The organism is Nostoc sp. CHAB 5715 (assembly GCF_020829685.1).
Lineage (GTDB): Bacteria > Cyanobacteriota > Cyanobacteriia > Cyanobacteriales > Nostocaceae > Nostoc.
In genome coordinates this window covers 1-13042 of sequence record NZ_JAIVFR010000072.1, presented here as the reverse complement: position 1 = coordinate 13042, position 13042 = coordinate 1, and the positions used below count along the sequence as shown (strand labels likewise).

Below are 13042 nucleotides of genomic sequence, written 5' to 3'. Positions count from 1 at the left end.
TACACAGGGATTAACCGTTATGATCCTCGTTTTCACGCAGCCTTAGTATTGAACCAGATTTTGGGAGGCGATACCTTATCTAGTAAACTAGGTGTCCAAGTGCGCGATCGCCAAGGTTTGAGCTATGGAATTTATAGCTCCTTCCAAGCCGGAAAGAATGCAGGCACATTTTTGATAGAAATGCAAACTAGTCCTGAAGATAGCAGTAAAGCGATCGCTAGCACCCGCCAAATACTACAGCAAATCCATCAACAAGGTGTCACTGCACTAGAAGTAGAAACAGCTAAACGCACCCTGATGAGCAACTACAACGTTTCCCTAGCAAACCCAGAGGAATTAACAGATAAAATTCTGATGAATGAGGTGTATGGATTAGATAAAGAAGAATTGCACTCCTTTACTGACAAAATCCAGAAAGTCAGCCTTACCCAAGTTAATCAAGCGGCTCGTGAGTTACTCCACCCAGATCAAATCGTAGTCGTTACTGCTGGCCCATCTGTGTTAGTAGAGAAAAGTATTCGCTAATTGTGGACAAATACTTCGACTTCGCCCTTCGGCTACGCTCAGGACAGGCTCAGTACAAATGACAAATGACAAATGACAAATGACAAATGACAAATGACAAATGACAACAATTAATCTAGCTCATCAGGATTCACGCCTAACTGACGCAAACGTTCTGTTAATTGTTCTGCCTTTTGTCTTGCTTGAGCCGCTTCTTGTTTAGCCGTAGCCACTTCTTCTGTAGGTAGTGGAATTAATTCTCCTGCTAAGGTAAACCACCTTAACCACAACTTAGGAATATCTTGAAATGACCCCTGCCATAATCCTAAACTTAAACCCAACTCTGGCATTGGTAAACGTCCCTCAATCAAATTCATTGGTTCATAGTGACTGCCTACTAGCTGAAAAGCTTGGAGTTCATCAGTGTAGCGACTAAAAACAATATAGTAGGGAATCCGCAGAATTCGTTCATAAACTTCCCATTTGCTGGGAGGTTTATCGGCTGCGTTTTTTTTCATGCCTAAATCTTCCGCTTCTGTACCTGGAGATAATAATTCCACTACTACAAAGGGATTTGCTGGTTCTTGCCAAGTTACATAACTTAAACGCAAGTCCTCCCCTTTGTAGAGTTTTGATACTCCTACCACACCAAACCAATCTGGGCGCTTATACCATAAAGGATGCTGGAGATCATAGTAGAGATTAAGGTCAGCAGCGCTGTAAACTAATTCTGGATTCCAGATAGTGGGTTGAAAAGTTAAGTATAAAAGTAAAGGCTGTAAAAAGTGAAAATCGTCTGGCAATCCTGGTTCCTCTGGGTTGTCACTTGGTAAATCATACATCGTTGGTAAGGTTTCCCAAGGAGGAAGGGGAGGGTCAGATTGAGGGATAAAGGGAGGAGAGGAACTCATAAGGAGTTTGGGAGGAAATTAATTAATTATATTGGTAAATCCTATCAGTTGCGGTTAACTAATCCTAGTCAACTGAAACGCTATTTTACCGCCAAACATTTTACCGATGACATCTGGACGCAAAAAGTCGAAGCGGGGAAAGTAGAAATAAAAGGAGCCATCCATAAACTAGAACTCAAGTCCAACACATCAGAAGTACGCGAATGTGTTATTCTATATACGTTAGCGGCTAAACTGGAACAATCCCTATCAAAGATTAAAATAATTTAAATTATAGATATTATTTCTCAAGTAATCTAGAAAAAGCATTAATACTCAGTGCCAGAGCCACCAGTAATTATTAATTTCCTATGAACATTTTCAGTAACTTACTTCCTCAAACAACTCAGCCTGGAACATCGAAAAAACAGCGCCGAGGAATTGAAATTAAATCGCCGCGTGAAATTGAAATCATGCGGCAATCAGCGACAATTGTGGCAACTGTCCTAAAAGAAATTTCCGAGTTAGTAAAGCCAGGAATGACCACGGCTGATTTGGATGCTTATGCAGAAAAACGTATCCGCGAAATGGGTGCAACACCGAGTTTTAAAGGATATCACGGTTTTCCAGGTTCTATTTGCTCCAGTATTAACAATGAAGCAGTGCATGGCATTCCTAGTCCCAAGAAAGTGATTCGCGTGGGGGATGTATTAAAAGTAGATACGGGCGCTTATTACCAAGGCTTTCATGGTGATTCTTGCATTTCGATTGCTGTCGGTGAAGTGACGCAAGAAGCTGCTAAATTAATTCGCGTAGCAGAAGAAGCTTTATATAAGGGCATTGAACAAGTAAAAGCTGGTGTATACCTGCTTAATTTAGCTGGAGCAATTGAAGATCATGTGAAAGCTAACGGCTTTAGTATAGTCGAAGAATTCACTGGACACGGTGTCGGTCGTAATCTGCACGAAGAACCTTCAGTATTCAACTACCGTACTCGTGAGATGCCAAATGTTAAACTCCGGGCGGGGATGACGCTGGCTATTGAGCCAATTTTAAATGCGGGTTCTAGACACACACGGACATTATCTGACCGTTGGACAGCAGTCACTATGGATAATTCTTTATCGGCTCAGTTTGAGCATACAGTTTTGGTGACAGAGACTGGTTATGAGATTTTGACTGACCGTTCTAAGGTGTAATTGTTAGTTGTAATTATCTGTTTTTAAGAGAGGTGAAGCGTTGAAAGAAGGCGATTTACCTCTTTATTTTTTTTGGCGTTGCATAATGGCGCTATGAATTGGGATGTAGAGACGCGAAAGCGTTGCGGGACGAAGTCCAATTTCGCGTCTCTACAAGGGTTTTTAGCGCCAGGCAAAATTATTTTCATACCTGAATTCAGCAACGCCTTTTTTTTGAGGTAAAGGTTCGCAGAGGTTCTAGGACTTTTTTTGGTCTAGAAGGAAGTCCCCTGCATATAGCCTGATAAATTCGCCAGCGGCGGCTGGTTCGATGCTTTGGAGTGCTTTAGCAATGTTGAGGATTGTTTCACCGCTGGGGTCTGTCTGCTCATGATACCAGCGGAAAACTACGGAAGCTTTAACTCCCATTGTTATTGCTAATTTGTTTTGGCTAATGTTGTAGGTTTCCAACACTTGTCTAAGGGCAATTCCTGCTTTTCCCATGCCCTAATCGTGTCAGAGGATCAAGACCAAGTAAATATTCGCAGAACTGCGAATATCAGGTAAGATTGTCATATTCGCAGTTCTGCGAAGATAGGTTTTGAATAGAAATTAGGTAAACCGAAATGCATCTTACCAATTTTATGACCGATACTAGCCAATCAAACTCTGCTTTGATCGCTATTCAAGCTTCTGAAGATCCAATTTTCGGCAGAGAATATATCAGAATTCTCGTAATCGGTTCTCGTCGAGGAGTGATTAGCATAATTCACACGTTGCATAACCTGCAATTTGCAGAGGTTGGCGAGTGGAGTCCACTTTTACCGACTGCAAATCCTGGGGAGATGATGAGTATTTTGACTCGCCATATTTTTGTTAATTAATTAGTTGTGTCAGGGCTACGAGAAACTAGATCCCCGACTTCTTAAAGAAGTCGGGGATCTGCGGCTGGCAATTTTCACAAATAAAATAAGATTACTATAGTCTATTTTTCAGTTTTGGATTATTTGACTGATAGCCGCATAGTTAGTTTTCTAAAGCAGATGCCCCTAAGAAAATATTTAATAAGCTATGACTAGTTTTAATAGTGTTAAAAATATAATTGAATTTGGCAATTCACTAACAAGTATTTCTAGGTTACCCATAAATACCCCTTAGGGATTTGTCGAAAGTTTATGCGAAACAATTAAAATGGCTTGAAAAAGAGGAAAGGGAGTAGGGAGTAGGGAGTAGGGAGTAGGGGAGATAGAACAGATGGGGATTCAGACGCATGTTCCCTCCTTCATTCCACGACAGGAGGAAGAGGTAAGCTAACCCCAGCCCTAAAGGGCGGGGCTTTGTAGTAGCCCTGAGCTATCTATATTGAGAGAACAACATAGACATCTCGAACCTCTGGGCAAGCTTACAGATTGCCCCAATAAAGAAATCATTTTTGCACCATTCAAATCAGCATCACCATACCAGCCACAATTATCACATTTGAAACGTTTATCAGACCTCAAGCCAATGTGCAAACATTGGTGGCACGTCTGGCTGGTATCGGCTGGTGGGACTGCAATTACCTCAACCCCTTCCTTGATTCCTTTATATTCAAGGAAAAAGCGCAATTGATAAAAAGACCAAGAGTTCGTTCGTCTACGTTCAACTTTATTTCTAGGTTGTTTGTTGGTACGCTCTCTAATTCCAGTCAAGTTTTCAATTGCAACAATAGCATTTTTTGCCAGTGCTTCTTTGATAATGCGGTAGCTGATTTGATGGTTGAGCCATTGCTGAAATCTTCTCTCTTTAGCCGAGAGCCGTTGCAAAATCCGTCTCGCTCTGCGGCGAGTAGACCTTGTGCCTTTCGTAGCTTTTTGTTGCAGAGAAGCTCTAGTTTTGGCGTATCTATCTCGAATCTCGTTTATCTGTTTACCGTCCCATTTGTCCCCATTGCTAGTTACAGCGATGTCCCGCCTCCCAAAATCTACACCAATAACGTTGGTAGCTTTGAGTGGTTCGGGAACCTCATCTTTGATTTGAATATGAATATAGTAGGAACCATCCCGATGTTTGCACAATTGCGCCGATGTTGGTTTTTTACCTTTGAGTTTCCCCAATTGGTAATTACCAATATCCATTTTGATATGTTCTCTAACAGAGAGCAGATTCAAGCTAACAGTCCAGTCTTTCTCTCTAAATGCAAAAATTCTCGCGTTGTAATCGACGCTAGTTGGCTTAAAAAATTTGACTGGCTTACCCTGTTGTTTGGCTGTTTTGCGGTTAGCTCCTACCCTGGCACAGGCTCTGACAGCCAAATTAGCAGACAACCCAAACAACGAACGCAAGTCTTGACAAAGCTGTTAGCTATTAGCTATTAGCTATTAACCCGGTACATGCCTCGCCCCTCGTGGGCGAAAAATTAATCTTGGGGAGGTTAATACCCCGCTGTTAGCTGTTAGCGGTTAGCTGTTAGCTAATGGCTAATAGCTAATAGCTAATACCCCGCTCATATTGGGCGGCTTGTTTAAAACTAATCGCAAGCTCGCTAACCGCTAATCGCTTTTATGGCGATTAAAATCGCCTGCGCCTTACCCCCATGTCTGATCTTGGGGCTTCCACGGCGCCAGGTGTCTGGTGATTTCCTCCTGCAAGAACTGCCTCTTCCTTGAGTGGCAAATCTCAGAAGCTATATAAAATGTATAGTTCCCGGAAATCCTGCTAAAGTAACAAATTAAGTTTAAAAATCCCAGAGAAAGCCAAAATTACCCATTCACTAACCTATGAATGAAGTTGATTTAGCATTTACCCCAGCACTAGAGTTGGCGCAATTAATTCGTCGCCGGGAAGTATCACCGCTAGAGTTGGTGGAAATATATTTAGAACGGATTGGGCGGTTGAATCCCCAATTAGGAAGCTATTTTACGGTGACGGCAGAACAGGCGATCGCAGATGCCAAAGCCAAAACAGAATTATTGACAACTACTTCAGAACTACCGCCATTTTTTGGTGTGCCGATTTCCATTAAAGACCTCAATGCTGTAGCAGGTGTTACTTGCACTTATGGAAATCCAGCATTACTGAATAATATCCCTAATTATGATGATGGGATTGTGACAAGGATTAAGCAAGCTGGGTTTACTATTCTCGGTAAAACAGCCACTTCCGAATTAGGTTCGTTTCCATACAGTGAACCTATGGGTTTTCCCCCAGCCAGAAATCCGTGGAATTTAGAATACACCCCTGGCGGTTCCAGTGGTGGGGCGGCGGCGGCAGTAGCAGGGGGATTGTGTGCGATCGCTCAAGGTTCAGATGGGGGTGGCTCAATTCGGGGGCCTGCGGCTTGTTGTGGTTTGGTGGGAATTAAGCCATCTAGGGGCAGGGTGAGTAAAGCACCCGTAGGCGAACGCCTCGCTGGAATTGCCGTCAACGGCCCGATCGCCCGGACTGTGGCTGATGCTGCTGCCCTTTTGGATACCATATCTGGCTATACAACAGGCGATCCTTACTGGTTACCAGATCCCGAACCATCATTTCTCGCCGCTACTGGGACAAAACTCGGTGGTTTGCGAATTGCCTTTGATACTAGCATTTCTCCTTTGGGAGAAGCTGATGCTAACTGTCAGCAAGGTGTCCGCCAAACAGTTGAGTTATTAGAACAACTCGGCCACCAAGTTGAACAGAAATCTCCAGATTATAGCGGTTTAATTGAACCATTTCAAATCGTCTGGCAAGCTGGGGTAGCTGCATCAGGACTTCCTGTTGAAGCCTTGCAGCCAGTGAATCGCTGGTTATTTGCACGCACAGGTTCTGTTGCCCAATACCTGCAAGCAGTTTCTCAAATGCAGATAGTGGCACGGCAAATTGTGGCGTTTTTCGATACCGTGGATGTGCTGGTATTGCCAGTTTATTTACATTCACCTATCCGCGTTGGGGAATGGGCTTCTCTGAGTCCAGAAGAGACATTCCAAAATATTATTGAGTGGGTTGCCCCTTGTCCACCTGCGAATGCAACTGGACAACCTGCGATCGCAATTCCTGTAGGCTTTGATAGTAATGGTTTGCCCATCAGTGTGCAGCTAATTGGTAAGCCTGCGGCTGAAGCCACACTCATCAGCCTAGCAGCACAATTAGAAGCAGCTAACCCTTGGATTCATCATCGTCCAGCCTTTGCAATATGATGCCAAAATTCTCAAAATGAAAACTACATAACAAGTTGAAGAACCGATCGCTAGCCGCTATGCTTTCCACTCATGGTCAAGGATAGCGTAAAGAAAATTGTCGTACCATCTGCCTTTGATTAATTCTTTTTCTTGCAGATGACCCTCACGACGCATACCAATTTTTTCTAATACCCTTACAGAAGCAATATTCTGTGCAACACACCAAGACCAGATACGGTTCATTCTCAGTTCTTCAAAGCCGAACTTTAAAATGGCTTGTGCTGCTTCTGTTGCATAACCTTGTCCCCAATACTGAGTGTTTAATTCATAGCCGATATTTGCTTCTTGCATTTCCGGGTCGTTTACACGGATACCACAATTACCAATAAGCTGATTTTCTGCTTTGAGGATAATAGCTAACTGAAACTTTGTTCTTGGTTGCTCTTTTTGCTGACCAATAAACATCTGGACAAACTCACAAACATCCTTCTGTGTGCGATGCGTCCAATAGTTGTAACGCAAGTACAAAGGATCGGATTGATAGTTCATTAGGGGTATAAGGGTTTAAGGGTTTAAGGGTTTAAGGTGTTGGACGGGGATTGAAACCCCGTCCAACACGGTTGCCCTTCTATTGCTGGGCAAATGACGATGCGGGTGGTTGGGGCTAGTTGTCCCCCCTACACCCCTACACCCGCCCCAACGGGGCTTGGTAAAAACCGCCTGCCAATCTGCCTCTACAAAGTCACGCATTAGCAAGCGGTGTGTTTCTAAGATCATGTCTTTTCTCTATACGCTTATTGCAGACAATCTAGAAATTTTAAATTTTACATTTTGCACCTTGAGGAGTAGCATCAGGATAATAGGTAATGATTGCTTTTTCTTTCCTAACAAAAACTGTAGGAAAGGATTGACCTGTTTCTCGGTCACGTACATTATAAATACACGCTCCCTCATTATTACCTTGGAGTTTAAATATTTTGGTGGCATCTAAAAGCATTTCTTCAGCATTGCTGAGGTAGCCATAGCCTTTGATAACATCTGTTACTGTCCTATTTTTCTGCTTAATTACTACACCCATTGTATAAATGACTCCAGGAACAACTTCCTCTCGTCCCTGATTATTTGGCAACCGTCCGCCTATTCCTTCATTTTGTAGTTGTAAATATCTGCCGTGAAAATGTAAACCACCAATATCATTGGCGTTATATATTTCACCACAAAATATATGCTCAAATCCTCGACGTTGGAACCAAACATTGGTTAAATCTTCGATAAATTGTGCTTTATTATTACGTCCAGGACGCAGTTCACCGCCGCTAGCTTGTTGAAGTTTCTGCAACACATCTGGGTAATAAGATAACAATTGTTTAAAATTATTAGAACTAACTCTTGTACCAATAGGGCCGCAGAGTTTTAGTACAGCCTTGTCAAAAGGATTTAGCAACGGTGGAGGTGGTGTGATATCTGCCTGTTGCCCTGCGGGGAAACGAACAGGAACCGGGTTATCTACATTATCAAAAAACGGCAGAAGTTGCGTATTTGACTGAGACTGCGCCTTCACTGAATTTTGCCAGCAAAATGAGGAAACCAGTAGCAAAAAAGTAAACACATTTACCATCTGCTTTGACTTATTGGTTAGAGTATTTGGCTGCATAATTTTTAGATTAATTACTTAGATGACATACTATATCAAGTTTAATTTAAGGGATAGCATACATTAAAAAAAATCGTTTTTTTTTAATGTATCGGGTTGATAAAGGTACTAGCACGCCACGGCGTAAATAGAGCAACCATTTAAAATCTCTAAAGAGCTTATTCTATAATACTTTTGAATGCGTGAATGCGTGACTTTCGCCTTGCGTTACTAGCACCAGGAATTGGCAAAATAGCAGGTGATTTAGAACGGTAACCACGCCAAGACGATATTATACACTGACACGCTTTTTTCTTTAGCAGGACTTACGCAAAGGCAACGTACTTTCGTCATTGCAAGCGTTGCGAACGCGAGTGCGTCTCTTAGAGTTGCAATCTCGTCAAGACTGGGATTGCAACGCTTGACTGCGTTCCGCTCGCAATGACTAATCATCGCTGCGTAAGTCCTGGGTAAAAAGAGATTTTCGCTACTTTTTTAAACTCTATTCTTAAGTTTTCATACCATTTATATTCATATCATTATTCAACTTACGAATCAGACGGGATAACTCACGAATGATATTCACCGCAATTTCGGGAGTTTCTTCGATCGCATCATACAGCTGCTCTTGGGTCAGTTCCAAAAATTCGCAAGGTTCCAAAGTCGTTGCAGTGGCAGAACGAGGTTGAGTATCAAATACTGCCATTTCACCAAAGTATTTTCCCTGATCCACCTCTGCAAGTAGTTTATTTCCGATGTGAACTTTAACTCGGCCTGACACAACAATATAGAGCGATCGCCCTTCTTCTCCCTGGCGAAAGATGGTGTAATTAGCTGGAAATGACAATTCGTTCATTACTGAAGTGAGCCGCACAATAAAATCATCCCGCAATTCCTTAAAAATTGGGACTCGCCGGACAAATAATAAACGGTCAACACTGGTTAGCATAATTACAAGTTAAATATCAAACATTACTGTAAATTTTAAAACTTAAGCCAGGGCGCGATTAGTCATATTAACCGATGTTGAACGCTAGCCGTCAAGAATATCTTAAACTTTACCAACAGAAAACCACTTAGCATCTCTTCAATAGGAGCGATGCCTACGGCGGTAAACTACGCACAGAAGCTTCTCAAACAATAGCTCAGTATTAGGTATTCTCTTGTTCCCATGCTCTGTCGCTGATTAGGGCTGCTGCTTCGCGTCAGACATTGAGTCAGAGTCTCAATGAAAAACTCCACGCCACATGCTCTCTGGAGTTTTTGGGCATGGGGAATGGGGCACTTGTACTGAGCGTAGTCGAAGTATAGGGCATGGGGAAGAAATTACCAATGCCCTATGCCCAATGCCCCAAGCGGCGGGGCGACTGTCCCTCTCCACGCCACTTGCTCTCTGGAGTTTCCCGCCGCTTTCGATGAATGCATTCCCATGCAAAGCAGATGAACGAGGAAACGAGGCAAACATATTGGTAAAGTTATTAATCACTTTTATTTATCGTTTTAAAAAACAAGAGTATTTGCTCTTATTTGGTTGTAAGCCCTAATATTTAGTTCATGAACTCCCAAGGTATCTTGCTGAGAACAAAAATCACCAATTCGATTAGAGGCGATAGCTTCTAAAAACTGGGAAACTCGCTAATGACTAACGAACTGCGATCGGTTGTCGTTAGGTAAAAAAGTCACAAAATCTTCTGAACTGCTCTAACATTGAGGATTCAGAGAAGGACTAGGACAAACAGCATTGAATTATCGTGAGCAAGAATTATGAGTTGGCTAATTAGTACATTAATTATTGGAATCTCTGTCGCTTTTGCAACCACCTTTGACGACAATTTATATTTGACAGCTTTCTTCGGAAAAGTCAATCGCAGCTTTCGTCCTAAGCATATTATTATTGGTGAATTTCTGGGATTCACTGCCTTAGTATGCGCTAGTCTCCCTGGTTTCTTGGGCGGTCTGATTATTCCCAGCACCTGGATTGGGTTACTAGGTTTGCTTCCCATCGCCATTGGTATCAGTAATCTTATCAGCCGAGAAAACGAACAAGAGACAGTGCAAGCTGTGTCAATTGACTTAACCTCTCCTGTCAAATCTGAACGCCAGAAGAAATCACTATTAGCAACCATCCGCGATCCTCAAACGTACCGCGTTTCTGCTGTCACCATTGCCAATGGAGGAAACAACATTGGGATCTATGTACCGTTGTTTGCCAGTAGCAATCTTCCAAGTATAGGTATAATTCTGTGTGTTTGCTATTTCACTGTTGGGGTGTGGTGCTTACTCTCTTACAACCTGACTCGTAACCCTCTCATGGCTCCCATTTTAACTCGCTTCGGTCGGAAAATCTTCCCCTTTGTCTTAATTTACTTGGGACTCTCTATCTTAATTAAAAGTGAATCATATCGACTTTTACCTAGTCTGGCAATGCTTTCTAATTAGGTATGAGGCGATCGCACCCGATCTGAAAACTTGAAATTCTTGATGGGTGCTATCTCCCTGATGTAACCAAAAAAATCAGCGATCGCTTCCCATCCAAAAAGATTTTTTAATCACTTGAATTTATCAATTGGAATTAAAATAATATTTGATGTTATCAATCAATTTATCTAAAGTAAGAATAAAGCACATTATTGATGGCTCTTATAAAAGCAAGCCCAGCACTACGAATCACCATAGGAAGGAACTAATGAATAAACCAAATCCAAAAAAATTAACTCAGTGGATCGTAACAGCAGTATTTCTGGTACTTGTAGCAGCATTTTCGCTCCTTGACCAGCCTAGTGTTAAAGCTCAAACACTAACACCATCCATACCCACGGCATCTGAACCAGCACCAGTAATATCTCCGGTTACATCGCCAATAGTGTCTGTAGCAGCAAACGTTAGACGTTTATTACAAACCAATGAATGTGCCGGATGTAATCTAACTGGAGCAATGCTAAAGGACGCAAATCTGCAAGCGGCAAACTTGGAGGGTGCTAACTTACAAGATGCAGACTTAGAAAGGGCTAACTTACAGCAAACAAATTTACAAGGGGCAAACTTTCAAGGAGCAGATTTAGGCAAGGTAACCTTTCGGGAGCAAACCTTGTGGGAGCCAACCTATTTGATGCAGACCTAGAGAAAGCTAACCTGCTGGGAGCAAACCTGCAAGCCGCTAACCTACAGGGCGCAGATTTGGAAAAGACAAATCTCACAAATGCAAACATCCAGGGGGTTAACCTGATGGGGGTTGATTTGGAAGATGCAATCAGACCAGAAGGATTCACTGTTCAGTGATTAAAATGAAGTTCTCTGTGCAAATGTATTAATAAACATCAAAAGCCTGATTCAGTAATGAATACAGGCTTTAATTTTTAAAACTTGATTTTTGGCCTTTGACCCTTGATATCATGTCCGGTTGAACACAAGTCAATTGCGTTCGTTCTTAGCGTTCCCGTACCCCTACGGGGAAGCAAGCTACGCGCAGCGTCTCCGTCAGGAGAAGGGTACGAAGTGAAGCAATCGCAGAGTCCAAGGGAATTGCTTCTCTTACGAGACGCACTCGCGTTCGCTCCACTTCGTTGCACTCGCTTTTGACTTATCATAAGCAATTTGCCGGACATGATATGACTCTTATATCAGAAGATATGTGTGCCAGTTTCGTAAGTCCTGAACTATTTCCATTAAGAAATATTCTACATTGTTTGATTTGCTTCCAACCAGTTAAGTAAATCCTCAAGGGTTGTAAAATCCAATAAAGCCTCACCAAGTGCTTCTAATTGCTCTAGGGAAAGAGTTTGAATGCGCCCCCGAACCTCTTGTGGTAACTCTCCTACCCGTTTTTGTAGTTGCCGTAACACGAGTGTTTGTCCTTGTTCCTGTTTTCCCCGCTCGTAACCAATGCGTTCGCCTGTGGTAATGTAGCTCATAGTCCGCTCCTGCTCAAATTGCTTAAACTCTTGCCAAAATTCTGCTTCCAAGGCTTTTGGTAAAATCATAACCCAATCAATAAATCGGTAAAGGTTACGAATATCTTTTTCTTGCAATCCTAATTCATACAATCGGCGAATCAAGCTAAATTTCCAAGCTTTACGTTCTCCTGGCTTTTTATTTGTTTGCTGTGTCTTCAAATGCGCCATTACTACAGTTGCAAATGGATTGTCGCTGGCTTCTAATTCTGTCCAACGATTTTGATAATCCAGTAGCTTGACGGTTCCAAATTCAAAGTTAAGCCTAGTATTAGGATAATTATAACTATATTGATTGGGTCGCCATGTCGGATCTGTATCGCACAAAATCGCCAAACTCATGGCAGGTTTCGCAAATCTGTCAAAAATTCGCAGGTTGTAGGAAAACATTCTTTCGGCAAAAGTATCTTCTGATTTTGCTTGGATTTCTACATGGATTAATAGCCAAGTTTCTTGTCCTTGAATTTGCCAGACTTTAACTAATTTATCTGCATATCTCCTACCAAGTTCTGCTTCGCGGGCGATTTGTTGAAATTCCTTATCGAGAAATTCGTGGGGACGTTCCCAATTAATTAGTTCTGCTGTTTGGGGAAAGAAAAATTGCATTGCTTGGGGAAAGTAAGCTTCTAAAATTTCTTTCCACGGGCTATCATTATCTGCTCTTTCCAGTTCGTCGGTCATCAGTTGATTACTATACCATCTAGTAATCCTAAATCATTTGTGAACAACAAGATCCCCGACTTTTTGG

At 42.2% G+C, this 13042-nt stretch carries 14 protein-coding genes and 2 pseudogenes; 9 read left to right on the top strand and 7 right to left on the bottom strand.

Features of this window, described 5'->3' with window-relative positions; translation table 11 throughout:
• The coding region (locus LC574_RS06275) for a pitrilysin family protein (protein ID WP_229452099.1) at positions 1 to 525 on the top strand (525 nt) is incomplete at its 5' end.
• A gap of 110 nt (positions 526 to 635) precedes the next feature.
• Here LC574_RS06275 and LC574_RS06270 read toward each other — a convergent pair.
• Positions 636 to 1415, bottom strand: a complete 780-nt coding sequence (locus LC574_RS06270) for a Uma2 family endonuclease (RefSeq protein ID WP_229452097.1) — start codon at positions 1413 to 1415, stop codon at positions 636 to 638.
• Positions 1416 to 1448: 33 nt separating this feature from the next.
• Here LC574_RS06270 and LC574_RS06265 point away from each other — a divergent pair.
• Both LC574_RS06265 and map read left to right on the top strand, forming a co-directional pair.
• Positions 1449 to 1595: pseudogene (locus LC574_RS06265) on the top strand (copper-binding protein); the annotation flags it as partial.
• Positions 1596 to 1765: 170 nt separating this feature from the next.
• Entirely contained in the window at positions 1766 to 2593 is an 828-nt protein-coding gene (gene map, locus LC574_RS06260) for a type I methionyl aminopeptidase (RefSeq protein WP_229452096.1), read from the top strand.
• Between the two features lie 237 nt (positions 2594 to 2830).
• On the opposite strand, the gene LC574_RS06255 is transcribed toward map, so the two are convergent.
• Complete coding sequence (locus LC574_RS06255) at positions 2831 to 3076, bottom strand: helix-turn-helix transcriptional regulator (RefSeq protein WP_229452095.1); 246 nt, start codon at positions 3074 to 3076, stop codon at positions 2831 to 2833.
• Positions 3077 to 3198: 122 nt separating this feature from the next.
• Between LC574_RS06255 and LC574_RS06250 the strand changes: the two genes are divergently transcribed.
• Positions 3199 to 3456, top strand: a complete 258-nt coding sequence (locus LC574_RS06250) for a hypothetical protein (protein ID WP_229452093.1) — start codon at positions 3199 to 3201, stop codon at positions 3454 to 3456.
• A gap of 438 nt (positions 3457 to 3894) precedes the next feature.
• Here LC574_RS06250 and LC574_RS06245 read toward each other — a convergent pair whose 3' ends face one another.
• The gene (locus LC574_RS06245) at positions 3895 to 4896 is read right to left on the bottom strand and encodes a transposase (protein ID WP_229452091.1); all 1002 of its coding nucleotides are present in this window, start codon (positions 4894 to 4896) and stop codon (positions 3895 to 3897) included.
• 435 nt (positions 4897 to 5331) lie between these two features.
• On the opposite strand from LC574_RS06245, the gene LC574_RS06240 reads away from it, so the two are divergent.
• The gene (locus LC574_RS06240) at positions 5332 to 6729 is read left to right on the top strand and encodes an amidase (RefSeq protein WP_229452090.1); all 1398 of its coding nucleotides are present in this window, start codon (positions 5332 to 5334) and stop codon (positions 6727 to 6729) included.
• Positions 6730 to 6786: 57 nt separating this feature from the next.
• On the opposite strand, the gene LC574_RS06235 is transcribed toward LC574_RS06240, so the two are convergent.
• From LC574_RS06235 to LC574_RS06225, 3 genes are all read right to left on the bottom strand, one after another.
• On the bottom strand, positions 6787 to 7260 hold the full coding sequence (locus LC574_RS06235) for a GNAT family N-acetyltransferase (protein WP_229452088.1): 474 nt from the start codon (positions 7258 to 7260) through the stop codon (positions 6787 to 6789).
• Between the two features lie 268 nt (positions 7261 to 7528).
• Entirely contained in the window at positions 7529 to 8329 is an 801-nt protein-coding gene (locus LC574_RS06230; RefSeq protein WP_229452086.1) for an EndoU domain-containing protein, read from the bottom strand.
• A 523-nt stretch (positions 8330 to 8852) separates the two neighbouring features.
• Positions 8853 to 9293: a Crp/Fnr family transcriptional regulator gene (locus LC574_RS06225; RefSeq protein ID WP_229452084.1), complete on the bottom strand. Its 441-nt coding sequence runs from the start codon at positions 9291 to 9293 to the stop codon at positions 8853 to 8855.
• A gap of 298 nt (positions 9294 to 9591) precedes the next feature.
• On the opposite strand from LC574_RS06225, the gene LC574_RS06220 reads away from it, so the two are divergent.
• The 4 genes and pseudogenes from LC574_RS06220 (at position 9592) to LC574_RS06200 (ending at position 11623) form a co-directional block, all read left to right on the top strand.
• Complete coding sequence (locus LC574_RS06220; protein ID WP_229452082.1) at positions 9592 to 9888, top strand: hypothetical protein; 297 nt, start codon at positions 9592 to 9594, stop codon at positions 9886 to 9888.
• 220 nt (positions 9889 to 10108) lie between these two features.
• Positions 10109 to 10783 carry a cadmium resistance transporter gene (locus tag LC574_RS06215; protein ID WP_229452080.1) on the top strand — a complete coding sequence of 225 codons (675 nt, stop codon included), beginning with the start codon at positions 10109 to 10111 and terminating at the stop codon, positions 10781 to 10783.
• A gap of 148 nt (positions 10784 to 10931) precedes the next feature.
• Positions 10932 to 11372: pseudogene (locus LC574_RS38470) on the top strand (pentapeptide repeat-containing protein); the annotation flags it as partial.
• Between the two features lie 62 nt (positions 11373 to 11434).
• On the top strand, positions 11435 to 11623 hold the full coding sequence (locus LC574_RS06200; protein WP_229452078.1) for a pentapeptide repeat-containing protein: 189 nt from the start codon (positions 11435 to 11437) through the stop codon (positions 11621 to 11623).
• 398 nt (positions 11624 to 12021) lie between these two features.
• On the opposite strand, the gene LC574_RS06195 is transcribed toward LC574_RS06200, so the two are convergent.
• Complete coding sequence (locus LC574_RS06195; protein ID WP_229452076.1) at positions 12022 to 12975, bottom strand: DUF4351 domain-containing protein; 954 nt, start codon at positions 12973 to 12975, stop codon at positions 12022 to 12024.
• Positions 12976 to 13042 lie beyond the last annotated feature (67 nt).

Bases quoted from the DNA above. Each gene is read 5' to 3' on its own strand.
- LC574_RS06195 (WP_229452076.1), bottom strand. From the start codon at position 12,975: ATGACCGACGAACTGGAAAGAGCAGATAATGATAGCCCGTGGAAAGAA.
- LC574_RS06235 (WP_229452088.1), bottom strand. From the start codon at position 7,260: ATGAACTATCAATCCGATCCTTTGTACTTGCGTTACAACTATTGGACG.
- map (WP_229452096.1), top strand. From the start codon at position 1,766: ATGAACATTTTCAGTAACTTACTTCCTCAAACAACTCAGCCTGGAACA.
- LC574_RS06240 (WP_229452090.1), top strand. From the start codon at position 5,332: ATGAATGAAGTTGATTTAGCATTTACCCCAGCACTAGAGTTGGCGCAA.
- LC574_RS06230 (WP_229452086.1), bottom strand. From the start codon at position 8,329: ATGGTAAATGTGTTTACTTTTTTGCTACTGGTTTCCTCATTTTGCTGG.
- LC574_RS06225 (WP_229452084.1), bottom strand. From the start codon at position 9,293: ATGCTAACCAGTGTTGACCGTTTATTATTTGTCCGGCGAGTCCCAATT.
- LC574_RS06220 (WP_229452082.1), top strand. From the start codon at position 9,592: ATGCTCTCTGGAGTTTTTGGGCATGGGGAATGGGGCACTTGTACTGAG.
- LC574_RS06270 (WP_229452097.1), bottom strand. From the start codon at position 1,415: ATGAGTTCCTCTCCTCCCTTTATCCCTCAATCTGACCCTCCCCTTCCT.
- LC574_RS06215 (WP_229452080.1), top strand. From the start codon at position 10,109: ATGAGTTGGCTAATTAGTACATTAATTATTGGAATCTCTGTCGCTTTT.
- LC574_RS06255 (WP_229452095.1), bottom strand. From the start codon at position 3,076: ATGGGAAAAGCAGGAATTGCCCTTAGACAAGTGTTGGAAACCTACAAC.
- LC574_RS06250 (WP_229452093.1), top strand. From the start codon at position 3,199: ATGCATCTTACCAATTTTATGACCGATACTAGCCAATCAAACTCTGCT.